The organism is Pseudomonas sp. MOIL14HWK12:I1 (genome assembly GCF_000510705.1).
Taxonomy (GTDB): Bacteria; Pseudomonadota; Gammaproteobacteria; order Pseudomonadales; family Pseudomonadaceae; genus Chryseomonas; species Chryseomonas oryzihabitans.
In genome coordinates, this window is record NZ_KI783307.1 from 1,405,204 (window position 1) to 1,419,442 (window position 14,239).

Below are 14,239 nucleotides of genomic sequence, written 5' to 3' on the forward strand. Positions count from 1 at the left end.
GATGAATGTACGGAGCGGCCCGGCAAACGGATGCATCACAGCGCGATTATTTTTCCCTGGGCGATGACCGGTCCCGTGGGCGCGCCGGTCGGCGAGCCGGTTCGCGGTTCAAGGGAGACCGCCAGTACCGCTCCAGGCGTTAGTGCCGGTGCGAGTCCCGCGGGTACGGCCAGGGTCACGGCCGTGGCGTCCTGGAGAAGACCGAGCGAATGGGGTATGCCATCCGCCGTGATGATCCAGGCCTCGGCGCTCCTGCCTGGCCAATCCGCTTTGCTGGCGGGCACGAACAGCAGCTGCCGGCCGTTCGCCTGCAAGGTGACGCTGAATGCCAGGCTGCCGTTACTCTGTTCCAGGCGGGCGAGCAGGGCGGGCGTCGCGACCTGGACCGGGCGCAGCAGCACGAGCAGCGCCAGCACCAGGGCAGCGGCCAGTGCCAGCCCGGTCGTCCAGCGCCACAGGCGCGGGTCGTTCCAGCGGCGGATCGGCTCGGGTGCCGGTTGTTCCGTCGGAAAAAGCCGTTGCTGGATGCCGTGCCAGACGCGAGCCGGTGGTTCGATGACCGGAAACTCATCGAGCCAGTCGGCGAAATGCCGCTGCCAGGCCGCCAGCTGCGCCTGGTAGACAGGCTCCCGCCGCACGAGTTCTTCAACCTCCAGGCGTTCTTCGGCGGACAGTACGCCGAGGGCGTATTCCGCGATGAGCAGCGCGTGCCGGTCGTTAGGAGGGATGTCGTCGTTCATAGGCCCAGGCACGCTCGCAGTTGCAGGAGGCCACGCCGAATCCAGCTTTTCATCGTGCCGAGCGCGATGCGGTGGCGGGCGGCCAGTTCGGCATAGGAATAGCCCTCGAAGAAGGCGACCCGGATATAGGTCTGCTGGTCCTTGCCCAGGGTTTTCAGACAGAGATCGATCTGGCGACGCTGGCGATGGGCTTCGAAGTCTTCGGCGACGGACTGGGTTGCCGGCCACTCGGCCAGGGTTTCGAGCGGCTCGTGTCGATGCTGGGCGCGGCGGCGATCGATGGCCTTGTGTCGTGCCAGGGTCGCCATCCAGGTCAGGGCGCCGGAAAGCGTGGCGTCGAAGGTTCCGGCCTTGAGCCAGATGGCGGTATAGGCCTCCTGCAGGACCTCTTCCGCCTCCGCGCGATCGCCCACGTACTGCAGGCATACGCCGAACAGCCTACTCGAGGTCACGCGGTAGAGCGTTTCGAAGGCCAGGCGATTGCCCTGGCCGCAGGCCTGCAGCAGGACATTGAGCGCGACGGGCTCCGGGTTCGTTTCAGGGCTGGCCGATACGGCTGATCTGCTCGTCAAGGATGGCGTTCCGAAAGAAGGCACGGCAGTTTTTGTTTTTGTCCGCTAAGGGCCGCACTTCGCTGAGCGCTGAAGCGCGAATCCTGACGGCGTCAATCTCCCAGCCCTCTAGAGGGCGCTGGGTCCGATGTACCATCGAACGAATGGCTTCGCAATCGCGATCATCGTCGTGCGCCTACGGCGTCTCGACTGCGGGTGGTTGGCTGCCTGGCAGGCTCTAGCTCCGTATCCGGCTCTTGACCACCTTTACACAAGCCTACATGCCAGGCCGTAGCTGCCCTGCAGGCTGAGCGGCTAGCATGCACGTCCAGATCGTCCGACTGTTCAGGTACCCCCGATGTCGCTGTCATCCGAATCCCCGCGCTGGACCTCGCGCATCCTGCTGGTGGATGACGATCCGTCGATCCGCGAGTTGATCTGCGGCTATCTGGCGCGTTTCAGCATCAATGCCCGCGGGGTGGGTGATGGCCTGGAGATGCGCCGGGCGCTGGCGGAGGAGGCCTTCGACCTGGTGGTGCTGGATCTGATGCTGCCGGGAGAGGATGGGCTTTCCCTCTGTCGTTCGCTGCGGCGCGACAGTGGCATTCCCATCCTGATGCTGACCGCCCAGTGCGAGCCGGCGGATCGCATCATCGGCCTGGAGCTGGGCGCCGACGACTATATGGCCAAACCTTTCGAGCCCCGAGAACTGGTGGCGCGGATCCAGTCGGTGCTGCGGCGGACCCAGGATGGCCGCGTGCCTCAGCGCAAGGCGCCGCGGACCAGTGTCAGCTTCGATGGCTGGAAGCTCGATGGTGTCCTGCACCAGCTGCATTCGCCGGCCGGGGTGATGGTGCCCCTGTCCAATGCCGAGGTACGGCTACTGTGGGTCTTCATCGAGCAGCCGCGCCAGGTGCTGAGCCGCGAGCAACTGCTCGATGCGACCCGTGGGCGGGCGATCGAGGCTTTCGATCGCAGCATCGATCTGCAGGTATCGCGGTTGCGCAGCAAGCTGGGTGATGATCCGCGGGCGCCGCAGTTGATCAAGACCGTGCGCGGCGAAGGCTATCTGTTCGATGCCAGGCAGATAGGGCACTAGCCGTGCGCCGCCTGGATACCCTGTTCGCCCGCCTGTTTGCGGTCTTTCTGCTGGCCATCCTGCTGGGCCATCTGCTGGCCTTTTTCTGGTTTCGGCATGGCCTTGGCGAGCGACCGCCGCCCCCGCCGCCGCCCATGGAGGGCGAGGCCGGCTTCGATCGGCCACCGCCGCCCGGGCCTTTCCCGCACCGGGAACCCGGCGTGTGGCGGCAAATCGAGTGGTTTCTCGGCGGCCCGCTGATCTTCCAGCTGGGCTCGCTGGTGATCGCCGCCTGGCTCGGGGCGCGGTTGCTGACCCGGCCGCTGCGCCAGTTGACCGAGACCGCCGAGCACCTGAGTCACAACCTCGACGGTTCGCCCATTCCCGTCACCGGGCCTTGGGAGACCCGCGAGGCCGCACGGGCGCTCAATCGCATGCACCAGCACCTGCTCGAACAGCTCCAGCAGCGCGGGCGCATGCTCACGGCCATCTCCCATGACCTGCGCACGCCCCTGGCGCGGGTGAAGCTGCGCATCGAGGACATCGACGATCCGCGCCTGCACGCCCGGGTCAGCCAGGACGTGGACGACATGATCGAGTTGCTCGACGGTACCCTGAGGTACCTGCGCGAACAGCACCGCCAGGAGCGGCCCATCCTCTGCGACGTTCAGGCGCTGGTCGAGGCCATGGCCGAAGACGCGGCCGAGGAGGGCGCCCAGGTCGCCGTCCAGGGCAGCTGCCAGCCGCTGAAGGTGGCACCCATGGCGCTGCGCTCCTGCCTGGGCAATCTGCTGCAGAATGCCCTGCGCTACGCCGGCCAGGCGGAGATCCGCCTGAGCGAGCAGCCGGAGCGGCTGATCATCTCCATCCTCGACCGCGGGCCGGGCATACCGGCCCAGTATCGGGAAGCGGTGTTCGAACCCTTCTATCGCCTTGAGGGGTCGCGCAACCGATCCTCCGGTGGGACCGGACTGGGGCTGGCCATCGCCCGGGAAGCGGCGGCGCACATGGGCGGCGAGCTGACCCTCGGCGAAACCCCCGGCGGCGGCCTGACCTGCCAGGTGGTGCTGCCCCGCCCCTGATGTATCGCCCGGCATACAAAGTGACCAAACGGCCGACATCTACCCGGCGGATACTGGGAGGCGCGGAACACTGATGTCCGCATTTCCCGGGAGAGACATCCATGATCAGCGGAATAGGCAGTGGCTACTCCAGCTACTACAGCAGTGCCAGCGCGATCAAAGGCACTGGCGCGACAGCGTCCGGCAGTAGCGTCAGCGGCAGCGAAGACGGTAATCCGTTGAAGAAGCTGTTCGGCAAGCTCGACAGCGATGGCGACGGCTCCATCAGCAAGAGCGAACTCACCACCGCCGCCAGCGCGGCGAGCGATACCCAGACGGATACCGACGAGAGCGGGGATATCGACGTCGACAAGCTGCTCGGCATGCTCGACCAGGATGGCGATGGCAGCGTCGGCGAAAGCGAATTCGCCTCGGCCTTCGCGCCGCCGCCGGGTGGGCCTCAGGGGCAGAGGGGCACCGAGCAATCCGGTGATTCCAGCGATGCCGGCGTTGCCGGCCTGGGCGGTTCAGCGCCTCCGCGCATGCCGCCGCCACCGCCACCGCAGGGGGCGAGCGGGCAAGGGGACAGCGAGGCCGACTCCAGCACTCAGGACGCGTCGAGCCCCTACACGCAACTGGTCCAGGCGGTGTTGCGCCAGTACCAGAGCATTGGCAGCAACGGCAGCACCGCCACGGGCAGCACCTTGAACGTGGCCGCCTGAGCAAAGATTGGCAGCGCAGGGCAGGGCGGCCAGGGGCCGTCCGGTCCATGCACTCAGACTGCACTCGACTTCCTGCACGACTCCGTATGCCTCCAATGGCGCTCACCCGAGCCTTCGGCCAGGTGAATTCGGCGTCACTCTCTGACGAAGCTCCTCAGCAAATTCTCCAGCTGTTTCAAGATGTTGCCATCACCAGCTGGCCTTGGATTCTCACGAAAACGTTATGATATAACGTGCGCCTTCATTGGCTTGGCCGATGCCCAGCTGTCGGCGGCGGGTATCGGCGCTTTCGCTCTGCTAAGGACTGTCATGCCTGTATCCCGCTCCCTTCGCCTGGTGCTGACCGCTTCGGCCCTTGCGACCCTGGTCGCCTTCGTGCCACCGCTGTCCAGCGCCGAGGAACGCGTCTTCGACGTGGTCGGCCCCTTCGAGATCGGTGGGCTGGACCCGTCGATTTCCGGTTTCGTCTTCCAGCGCATGCAGATCACCGAGACCCTGCTCGAAGCCGATGCCCAGGGCAAGCCGATTCCCGGGCTGGCAGAGCGCTGGACCGAATCGGCGGATGGCCTGACCTGGCGGCTCACCCTTCGCCAGGGCGTGACCTTCCATGACGGCAGCGCGCTCACGGCCAAGGCAGCGGCGGCTGCTCTCGATGCGGCGCGGGGCAAGCCGGGGGTGCTCAAGCAGGCGGGCATCGAGTCGGTCGCCGCCGAAGGCAACGAAGTGGTAATCCGCCTGGCGAAACCCTTCAAGCCCCTGCTGGCACTGCTGGCGCATTCCTCCACCAATATCCTGGCGCCGGCCGCCTATGATGCCGAAGGCAAGGTGCAGAAGATCATCGGCACGGGGCCGTACCGGCTGACCCTGCTGGAACCGCCGCAGCGCCTGGCCGCCGAGCGTTTCGAAGGCTACTGGGGCGCCAAGCCGGAGATCGCCCGGACAACCTACCTGGCCGCCGGCCGCGGTGAAACCCGCACCCTGATGGCGGAAAGCGGCGATGCCGAGCTGGTGTTCCAGCTCGACCCGCCCAGCATCGCCCGCCTCAAGCGCTCCAGCAGCCTAAAGGTGCTGATCGAGCCAGTGCCGCGGGTGGTGTTGCTGACCCCGAACTCCGGCGCCGGTGCCACGGCGCCGGTCGAGGTCAGGCAGGCGCTCAGCCTGGCCATCCAGCGCGACGGCGTCGCTGCCGCCGTGCTGCGGGCGCCGGGTACCGGGGCGACCCAGTTGTTCGCGAAGAACGTGCCCGCCTGGCACGACCCCGCGCTAGCGCCGCTCGCCTACGATCCGGCGGCGTCACGCAAGCTGCTGGCGAGGCAGGGCTGGACCCCCGGCGCCGATGGCATCCTGCAAAAGGACGGCACGCCACTCAGGCTCAAGCTGCTGACCTACTCTGATAGACCCGAGCTGCCGCTGATCGCCACCGCCCTGCAGGCACAGTTGCGCGAGGTGGGTGTGGACGTGGAGGTCGCGGTGCAGAACTCCAGCGCCATCCCGGCCGCGCACAACGATGGGTCGCTGCAACTGGCGCTCTATGGCCGCAACTTCGCCCTGGTGCCGGATCCCCTGGTCACTCTGCTCAATGACTTCAGCCATGGCGGCGCCGAATGGGGGCCGCTGGGCTGGAAGAATCCGGCCTTCGACCAGGCCCTGGCCGCGCTGCTGGCCAGTGATGATCCGGCCGAGCAACAGCGCCAGCGCTATGCCGCCATGGCCCAGGTGCAAAAGGACCTGCCGGTGATTCCGGTGGCGTGGTACCGCCAGACGATGGCCGTCTCCAATGCCGTCGAAGGCGCTGCCATCGATCCCTTCGAGCGCACCTTTGGCCTGAGCACGCTGCGGTGGGCCCAATGACCCGGCTGCTCGCCTTTCGCCTGCTGCAGGCGGGCCTGGTCGCCCTGCTGGTGGGCGGTCTCACCTTCCTGTTCATGAACCTGCTGCCGGGCGATGCCGCCTACCGCATCGCCGCCGGACGCTACGGCTATGACCTGGTGGATACCGCCGCGGCCGAGGCGGTGCGGGCCGAGCTGAATCTGGATCAGCCGCTGCTGTGGCGTTTCTTCGCCTGGATCGGCGATCTGCTGACCCTGGATCTCGGTCACTCGCTGGTCTCCGGCAAGCCGGTGATGGACGTCGTCGCCCACGAACTGGGCAGCTCCATCCGTTTGGCCATCGGCGCCGTGTGCCTGTCGCTGCTGCTGGGTCCGCCGCTGGGCGTGATGGCCGGTCTGCGCCCGGGCGGCCTGCTGGACCGCGGCCTGCTGGTGCTGACCACGGCGATCCGCGCGCTGCCGCAATTCGTCCTGGGCGTGATCTTCGTGCTGCTGTTCGCCATCTCCTGGCAACTGTTCCCGGCGGCCGGTCACGGTACCTTCTGGCACAGCGTCCTGCCCACGCTGACCCTGGCGCTGGGACTGGCCGCGGTGTCGTCGCGGGTCGCCCGGGATGCCACGGTGGAGGTGGCCGCATCCGCCTACTACCGCTTCGGCCGCCTCAAGGGCCTGAGAGGCGCCGGCGTCTTCCTGCGCCACGGCCTGCGCAATATCGGCGTGCCGGTGGTGACCTACCTGGGCGTGCAGCTGGTGTATCTCATCGAAGGCGTGGTGGTGGTGGAAACGCTGTTCGCCTGGCCGGGCATCGGCCACGGCCTGGTCCACGCCATCGTCCAGCGCGATGTGCCCATGGTGCAGGGCACCGCCCTGGCGATGGGGCTGCTGTTCGTCATCCTCAATACCCTGGTCGATCTTGCCAACCACCTGATCGATCCGCGTGGGAGAGCCTCATGAATCTCGACGCTACCGTCGCTTCGGCGGCGCCTCCGGTCAAATCCTCCGCGCGTGGGCTCGGCCTGGGTCTGCTGGCGGCCCTGATCGCCTTCGCCATCCTCACGCCGCTGCTCTGGCCGGGCGACATCGCCCGTCAGGACTATGCGGCGATCCTCGCGGCGCCCAGCAGCGCCTATCCGCTAGGCACCGATCACCTGGGTCGCGACATGCTGGCGCGGCTGGCGGTCGCCGTCCGCTTCTCGCTGGGCCTGGCTTTCATCAGTGTCTGCACCGCTGCCATTCCCGGTGTGCTGCTGGGCATCCTGGCCGCCTGGAAGGGCGGGCTGGTCGACAAGCTGCTCGGCGGTCTCGCCGAGTTGTTCCTGGCCCTGCCGGGTCTGCTGCTGGTGCTGCTGATCGTCGCGGTGTTTCCCGGCTCCTTCGTCGCCCTCTACAGCGCCGTGGCCCTGGTGCTCTGGGTGGAGTACTTCCGCATGACCCGGGCGCTGGCGCGTACCGTGCTGGCCTCGCCGGCGGTGGCCGCCAGCGGGCTGCTGGGCTTCGGGCCCGTCTACATCGTCCGCCGCCACCTCTGGCCGCAGCTGGCGCCGGTGCTCCTCACCATCGCCGCCTTTGGCGCGGCTTCGACCATCATGGCCATCGCCGCTCTGGGCTTCGTCAGCATCGGCGTACGCCCGCCCACCGCCGAGCTGGGGCTGATGATCACCGAGTTGCTGCCCTACTACGCCGAGGCGCCGCTGGTCATAGGTCTGCCGATCCTGGCGATCTTCCTGACCGTGCTGTCGCTGCTGCTCATCACCGGAGGCCGCAAGCCATGACCGCCTTGCTCACCACCACGGCGCTGGAGATCCGTACCGCTGATACCCAGCTGGTGGAACCGCTGTCCATCCGCCTGGCGCCGGGTCAGGTGTTGTCGATCATCGGCGAGACCGGCTCGGGCAAGAGCCTGTTCGCCCAGGGCGTCGTCGGCAATCTGCCAGCGGGGCTAGAGGCCCACGGGCAGATAGGCCTGGCGGACGGCTTCAGCGAAGAAGGCCGCCAGACCGGTCGCCGGGCGCACTGGGGCAGGGGGCTGGCGGTGCTGCCCCAGGAACCCTGGCTGAGCCTGGACCCGACCATGCAGGCGCTGTCCCAGGTCGCCGAGACCTATACCCAGGTGGTCGGCCTCGGTCGTAGCGAAGCCCGCGACAGGGCCAGCGCGGATCTGGCGCGGCTGGGCCTGGCCGGCGCCGAGCGCAAGTATCCCTTCCAGCTGTCCGGGGGCATGGCCCAGCGCCTGGCCTTCGCCGCCACCCATGCCGGCGGCTCGCCGGTGCTGATCGCCGACGAGCCCACCAAGGGTCTGGATCGCGACCGCATCGACGAGGTCATCGACCTGCTCAAGGCCATGCTCGCCGAAGGCGGCAGCCTGCTCATCATCACCCACGACCTGGAAGTGGCGCGCCGGCTGGGTGGCGAGGTGATGATCATGCTCAAGGGGCAGGTCATCGAGGCCGGTACGGCCGAGCAGGTGCTGGGCCGGCCGCAGCATGCCTATACCCGCCAGCTGCTGGCCGCCGATCCCGCTCAGTGGCCAAGACGTCCGTCGCGGCCCCTTACCGGCGAAGCCGTGGTCGCGGTGGAAGGGCTCGCCGCCCAGCGCGGTGGCAGGCAGCTGTTCGAGGAGTTGTCCTTTACCGTCCGGCCCGGGGAAATCCTCGGCGTGACCGGGCCGTCGGGCTGTGGCAAGTCGACCCTGGGCGACATCCTGCTCGGCCTGGCCGCGCCCAGCGCCGGGACGATCCGCCGTCAGCCGGGGCTCGGTCGCTTCGCCTTCCAGAAGCTGCATCAGGATCCGGTGGCCGCCTTCGCGCCCTCGGCGACCATCCGTCAACTGCTAACGGATCTGGTGCGACTGCATCGGCTGGATGCGACGCGCATCGGTCGGCTGATGCAGCGCCTGCGCCTCGACGAGCGCCTGCTGGATCGACTGCCCGGCAATATTTCCGGCGGTGAGCTGCAGCGCTTTTCCCTGCTGCGGGTGCTCCTGCTCGATCCGGCGCTGATCTTTGCCGACGAGCCGAGCTCGCGGCTGGATCTCATCACCCAGAAGGAGATGATCGAGCTGCTGGTTGAAACCGCCGATGAATCCGGAACCGCCATCCTCTTGGTCAGCCATGACGAAGACTTGGTGGACGCCGTCGCCGATCGGCGCATCCACCTGGCAGATCCGGCGCTTGCGCGGAGTCTGGTGGATCGGCAATCCCGTTCCAGGGAGATGGAGGTGGTCTCCACCGCTCAGGAATAGGGTTTTCGCCGGCATCCCTTGGCGCCGGCTTCACCCTCCCAGCCAAGAGCGCCTCCTGACACCCGGCGGCCACAGTCGCGTGTTGCGTGCAACGGCCGCGGCTAACAGCCCTGGGTAGCGGGCAGGAGGTGGCCACACCCTGCTTCGAGCGCCGCAGATTCAACTTGGTATTACTTTATTGCAAGTTGCCGGTAATGCGCTTTGGGTCAGTTAGAGCGGAATCTCGGTTGGCGGCACAACCACTGGGCGACTTGATCTAGGTTTTTCGTCGACCTTTGTTTGGTTGGGGCGTCCACTGCGAAGTTCGTAAGTTTCCACTGTTCAATTAAGGCATTCTTATAATACGTCCGCTTTTTATCGTCAGTGCTAGTTGGTTGTCGGCGGCTGTTGGCGCTAAAAGCCTTGGTGTCTCAAATGTCCAAATTTGAATTTTGAGTGAAAGAGCGCCTTATTACTTGACGCATGCTGAAAAGAAAAAGCAGCATTATGCATCCCGTGTAGACGTGCCCCTCTTGCAATCGACTGCGCCAGGCGATTGCAAGGCGGTGTCCGTACAAGAGAACGCTCTAGCAATGAAGTTCATGTGACGACTGATTTCTACACCCTTGGTTGGGCAAGAGTACAAAAGTTTATGTGGCCCATTTTGACAAGGGCCTCAAGTTCTAGCGAAGGGCTGAATTAGTCAGCCTGCAACTCCGCTTTTTGGCGCTAAGGAACTGATGATTCTTATATCCGCAGTCTTTTCTTTCTGGTAGTCGATTCGCCAGCGCCATGACCTGATTTTAGAGTCCGTACTGGGGAGTGCGGGCTCTCTTCAACGCGCATATCAAGCCTCGCCGGTGCGGCTTTGCTCTCCGGCGCGCGTCTGGCTGCGCGTCTTCAACCACTAGTAGTCGCCGACAATGAATAGGGGAAGTTATGCAAAGCTCGCGTTATCAGAAAGGAGCTATATCCAATAGCCCTTTGACCAGTTTCAGCCGATTCTTCGGCCCCTGGACGCTTGGGGTGGTGGGCGGCTGTACGCTGCTGCTTGGCTGCAAGGCAGCCTTCGCCGAGGGCTTGGTTGACGACAGCAAACTGGTGCTGACGGTACGCAACTTCTACTTCAACAGTGACCGCGCCAACGGACGGGCGAACCAGGAAGACTGGACTCAGGGTTTCCTGCTGGACTATCAGTCAGGGTTCACGCCGGGCCCGGTGGGGGTCGGGATCGATGCCTTCGGTTACCTGGGCCTCAAGCTCGATGCCGGCCCGGGGCGCCGTGGCACCGGTAACTTGCCCGTCCATGCCGGGAACGAGCCGGCTGACGAATATTCCCGTGCCGGCGCTGCGCTGAAGCTGCGTCTGGGCAATACCGTGGTGCGCTATGGGCAACAGGCGCCCACGGCGCCGGTGTTCGCCATCAGCACCAGTCGCCTGCTGCCGCAGACCGCCACGGGTTGGAGCCTGCTCAGTAACGACGTGACGGATCTGTTGCTGGAGGCAGGGCATTTCACCTCTTCCACCGATCAGGTCAGCACCAACCGCAACGGGGATCTCTGGGCCGGATACGCACGGCAGCGCGCCGACCACATCGATTTCGCCGGTGGCAAGTACAGCCCGGTCAAGGGCGTCAGCCTGTCGCTCTATGCGGCGCAGCTGGATGACATCTGGAACCAGTACTACGGCAACCTGAATCTGGTGAAGGCGCTGTCCGGCACCCAGGCGCTGACCTTCGATGCGAATCTCTATCGCACGCGGGATACCGGAGCGGCCAAGGCGGGTCCCGTCGACAATACCTCCTATAGCCTGGCCACCGCCTTCAGCCAGGGGCCGCACACCTTCACCCTGGGCTGGCAGCAGATCCATGGTGATACGCCGTTCGACTATGTGGCCCTGGGCGACAACGACCGCCTCGGCGGCGGTATCTTCCTGGCCAACGCCGTCATGCTCTCCGATTTCAATGCCCCGGGCGAGCGCTCCTGGCAGGCGCGCTACGATCTCAACTTCAAGACGCTCGGCGTGCCCGGCCTCAGCCTCATGACCCGCTACCTTGAGGGCAGTGGTATCGATGGCCGTGATCTGCCGGCCAACAGTGCCTATCGCGGGCTCTATGGCGCCGACGACCACGAGCACGAAATCGACCTGGAGGGTCGCTACGTGCTGCAGTCGGGCGCGGTCAAGGGGCTGTCGATCCGGGTCCGCCAGGCCTGGCACCGCGGCTCGCCATCCACCGGCGGTTCGGTCAATCAGCTACGGGTCATCCTCGACTATCCGCTGCAATTGCTCTGACGCTACCGTCCTCCAAATGGACGCCGCAACCGCTGGCAAGCGGTTCGCGGCCGTCCGTCGCCCCTGGCTTAAGGGGGCACCGCTGCGCCGATATCCCTAATAGTCATTTTATCAGGGATGCCCACCCATGAATCTTCGCAGCCTGAACGTTGCGCCCCGCGCCGTGCTGTTCTTTTCCATGATCGTCCTGATCGTCTTCGCCCTCGGCGGCGTCGCCGTGGTGCAGATGGGCAAGCTGTACGATGCGGAACAGGAGGTGGAGACCAATTGGCTGCCGGGCAACCAGCTGGCGGCGAAGATGAGTGGCGGATTGCTGCGGCTGCGCCTGGAAAGCCTCAGGGCCACCACCACGCCGGATCCGCAGCTGCGGGCCCAGACCGTCGCGGCCTTCCCCGGCTATCGCGAGGCCTTCTTCACCGCGGTCAAGGACTACGAAAGGACCGTGGCCGACGCTGAAGATCGCCAGCTGTACGCCGCCGTGGTCAAGGGCGCCGAAAGCTACCGGACACTGCTGGATACCTTCGAACCCAAGTTGCGCGCGGGTGACAACGAAGGCGCCATCGCCCTGATCAACACCTCGATCCGTCCGCTCACCAACGCGCTGGAAAAGACCATCGCCGAGCTGAACGCTTTCAACGAGCGCGGTGCCAAGGCCGCTGGGCAGGCGGCCGGTGCCACCTATGCCAACGGCCTGCTCTGGGTCTATGGGCTGATCGGCCTGACCATAGCGGCCACCGTCGTGCTGGCCGCGCTGCTGATCCGCAGCATCACCCTGCCGGTGGGCGAAGCCCTGCGCATCGCCCAGCGGATCGCGCGCAAGGACCTCACCGAGCGCATCACCGTGGTCGGCCGTGACGAGGCTGCGGGGATGTTGCAGGCGCTGGCCCAGATGCAGGGCAATCTGCGCGACACCCTTTCCCATATCGCCGACAGCTCGACCCAGCTGGCGTCCGCAGCGGAAGAAATGACCGCGGTGATCGATGAAGCCGGGCGCGGTTATGTGCGGCAGAACGACGAGGTCAATCAGGCTGCCAGCGCCGTGACCGAGATGAGTTCGGCGGTGGAGGAGGTCGCGCGCAACGCCGCCGATGCGGCCAGCACCTCGCTGCAAACCCAGACCCTGACCAGCGATGGCCTGGACAAGGTCACCCGAACGGTCCAGTCGATCGAGGCACTGGCGCAGAACGTGGCCAGTACCAGCGAGCAGATCCAGGCCCTGTCCTCCCGTGCCCAGGACATCAACGCCGTGGTCGAGGTCATTCGCGGCATCGCCGAGCAGACCAACCTGCTGGCGCTGAACGCGGCCATCGAGGCGGCCCGGGCGGGCGAGCAGGGCCGTGGCTTCGCCGTGGTCGCCGACGAGGTGCGGGCGCTGGCCCATCGTACCCAGCAGTCGACTCGCGAGATCGAGCAGATGATCGGCGCCATCCAGAGCGATTCGTCGCTGGCCGTCAAGGCCATGGCCGAGAGTCAGCAACTGGCGGGGGAGTCCACCTCGGTCGCCCAGCTGGCCAATGTGTCCCTGGAACAGATCGCCGCATCCATCTCCCAGATCAACGACCGCAATGCGGTCATTGCCACCGCCGCCGAGGAGCAGGCCCAGGTGGCCCGCGAGATCGATCGCAACATCACCAGCATCCGCGACCTGGCGACCCAGAGCGCGACCGGAGCCACCCAGACCGCCAGCGCCAGCGCCGAGGTTTCCAAGCTCGCCACCGGACTGAATCGCGTGGTGCGGGAATTCGCCGTCTGACCTGGCAACTTCGCGCCGTTCGCGCCTAGCCCGGGCGGGAAGGGCGCGCAGCCTCCCGCTGCATCTTTGCCCCAGGTCAGCTGCGCTGCAATAGCCTGACTACTACCCGCCACGCGGCACTCCTCCAAGCGGCGGCAGGGCCTCTGGCACGCCCGCTCGGCGCTGGCACCCCCGCCAGACTGTCTTTAGTATCCCGTTACATCGCCACTGGCATCCGGTAGAGAACGAATCGGCGCTTGGCCTGCCTAAACAGTGTCCAATCAACCCGGAGTCCTACCATGAACGCGAAGAAAATCTCTGCCCTGATGTTTGCTGGTCTGATCGCCGCCAGTGGCGCTGCCTTCGCCACCGAAGGTGCAGGCAATCCGCCGAAGGCCAACAGCGCCGGTATGGGCACCCCGGCGGGTCAGAAGACCGGTGAGGGCGCAGGCGCTGCTACCGGCGCTGGCAAGACCACGCTCAACGAGCAGGGCCAGAAGCAACAGCAGTAAGGTCGAAGGGTCGCTGGCACCGCCGGCGACCCTGAACCTGCGTCTAGAATGGAACTTTACAGTCCCCTTGTGTCCAAGGGAGCCGAGCGTGTGGGTACAGGGGTCAGATGGTGAGTGCGGAACAGAGCAAGGTTGTCCTGGTCGTCGAGGATGAGCCGCAGATTTTGATGATTCTGGCGGATTATCTTTCCGAACTGGGCTACACCGTCCTGCAAGCCCCCTCGTCGCTCGAAGCCTTCCGGATCCTGGCCGGGCGGCCACGGCTGGATCTGCTGATCACCGATTTTCGTCTGCCCGACGACGTGTCCGGCGTGATGATCGCCGAGCCGGCGCTCAAGCTGCGCCCCGACCTCAAGGTCCTCTTCATCAGCGGCTATCCCGCCGAAATCATCGACACCGGTTCGCCGTTGCTGGGCAAGGTCCCGCTGCTGACCAAGCCTTTCTCGCTCGAGCGTCTCCACCTCCAGGTGCAGAAGCTGCTCGGCGCCTGATCCTCGCCATC

The 14,239-nt window shown here is 65.9% G+C and carries 13 protein-coding genes and 1 pseudogene; 12 read left to right on the forward strand and 2 right to left on the reverse strand.

Going from position 1 to position 14,239, the window contains the following annotated elements:
• Positions 1–35 precede the first annotated feature (35 nt).
• On the reverse strand, positions 36–740 hold the full coding sequence (locus PSEK12I1_RS0116505) for an anti-sigma factor domain-containing protein (RefSeq protein ID WP_027602267.1): 705 nt from the start codon (positions 738–740) through the stop codon (positions 36–38).
• On the reverse strand, positions 737–1,312 hold the full coding sequence (locus PSEK12I1_RS0116510) for a sigma-70 family RNA polymerase sigma factor (protein WP_145247633.1): 576 nt from the start codon (positions 1,310–1,312) through the stop codon (positions 737–739). Before PSEK12I1_RS0116510 ends, PSEK12I1_RS0116505 begins: the two co-directional genes overlap by 4 nt.
• A gap of 337 nt (positions 1,313–1,649) precedes the next feature.
• Here PSEK12I1_RS0116510 and PSEK12I1_RS0116515 point away from each other — a divergent pair, with 337 nt between their 5' ends.
• The 12 genes and pseudogenes from PSEK12I1_RS0116515 to PSEK12I1_RS0116565 all read left to right on the forward strand — a co-directional run bounded on the left by PSEK12I1_RS0116515 (position 1,650) and on the right by PSEK12I1_RS0116565 (position 14,228).
• Entirely contained in the window at positions 1,650–2,390 is a 741-nt protein-coding gene (locus tag PSEK12I1_RS0116515; RefSeq protein ID WP_027602269.1) for a response regulator, read from the forward strand.
• 2 nt (positions 2,391–2,392) lie between these two features.
• A complete protein-coding gene (locus PSEK12I1_RS0116520; protein WP_027602270.1) occupies positions 2,393–3,451 on the forward strand; it encodes a HAMP domain-containing sensor histidine kinase in 1,059 nt (352 codons plus the stop codon).
• A gap of 101 nt (positions 3,452–3,552) precedes the next feature.
• Positions 3,553–4,152, forward strand: a complete 600-nt coding sequence (locus PSEK12I1_RS0116525; RefSeq protein ID WP_027602271.1) for an EF-hand domain-containing protein — start codon at positions 3,553–3,555, stop codon at positions 4,150–4,152.
• Positions 4,153–4,461: 309 nt separating this feature from the next.
• Positions 4,462–6,003: an ABC transporter substrate-binding protein gene (locus PSEK12I1_RS0116530; protein WP_051399128.1), complete on the forward strand. Its 1,542-nt coding sequence runs from the start codon at positions 4,462–4,464 to the stop codon at positions 6,001–6,003.
• Positions 6,000–6,935 (forward strand): ABC transporter permease, encoded by a 936-nt coding sequence (locus PSEK12I1_RS0116535; RefSeq protein WP_027599375.1) that lies wholly within the window; start codon positions 6,000–6,002, stop codon positions 6,933–6,935. The genes PSEK12I1_RS0116530 and PSEK12I1_RS0116535 overlap by 4 nt, the downstream gene beginning before the upstream one ends.
• Positions 6,932–7,753 carry an ABC transporter permease gene (locus PSEK12I1_RS0116540; RefSeq protein WP_027602273.1) on the forward strand — a complete coding sequence of 274 codons (822 nt, stop codon included), beginning with the start codon at positions 6,932–6,934 and terminating at the stop codon, positions 7,751–7,753. Before PSEK12I1_RS0116535 ends, PSEK12I1_RS0116540 begins: the two co-directional genes overlap by 4 nt.
• The gene (locus PSEK12I1_RS23870; RefSeq protein WP_051399129.1) at positions 7,750–9,222 is read left to right on the forward strand and encodes an ABC transporter ATP-binding protein; all 1,473 of its coding nucleotides are present in this window, start codon (positions 7,750–7,752) and stop codon (positions 9,220–9,222) included. Before PSEK12I1_RS0116540 ends, PSEK12I1_RS23870 begins: the two co-directional genes overlap by 4 nt.
• A 963-nt stretch (positions 9,223–10,185) precedes the next feature.
• Positions 10,186–11,493: an OprD family porin gene (locus PSEK12I1_RS0116550; RefSeq protein ID WP_231501015.1), complete on the forward strand. Its 1,308-nt coding sequence runs from the start codon at positions 10,186–10,188 to the stop codon at positions 11,491–11,493.
• Positions 11,494–11,620: 127 nt separating this feature from the next.
• Positions 11,621–12,391 (forward strand): annotated as a pseudogene (locus PSEK12I1_RS25380) (MCP four helix bundle domain-containing protein); the annotation flags it as partial.
• Positions 12,392–12,457: 66 nt separating this feature from the next.
• Positions 12,458–13,246, forward strand: coding sequence for a methyl-accepting chemotaxis protein (locus tag PSEK12I1_RS25385; RefSeq protein WP_371099740.1), 789 nt, complete (start codon positions 12,458–12,460; stop codon positions 13,244–13,246).
• Between the two features lie 278 nt (positions 13,247–13,524).
• On the forward strand, positions 13,525–13,737 hold the full coding sequence (locus tag PSEK12I1_RS0116560) for a hypothetical protein (protein WP_037007037.1): 213 nt from the start codon (positions 13,525–13,527) through the stop codon (positions 13,735–13,737).
• A 107-nt stretch (positions 13,738–13,844) separates the two neighbouring features.
• Positions 13,845–14,228 carry a response regulator gene (locus tag PSEK12I1_RS0116565; protein WP_085982650.1) on the forward strand — a complete coding sequence of 128 codons (384 nt, stop codon included), beginning with the start codon at positions 13,845–13,847 and terminating at the stop codon, positions 14,226–14,228.
• The last annotated feature ends 11 nt before the right edge of the window (positions 14,229–14,239 follow it).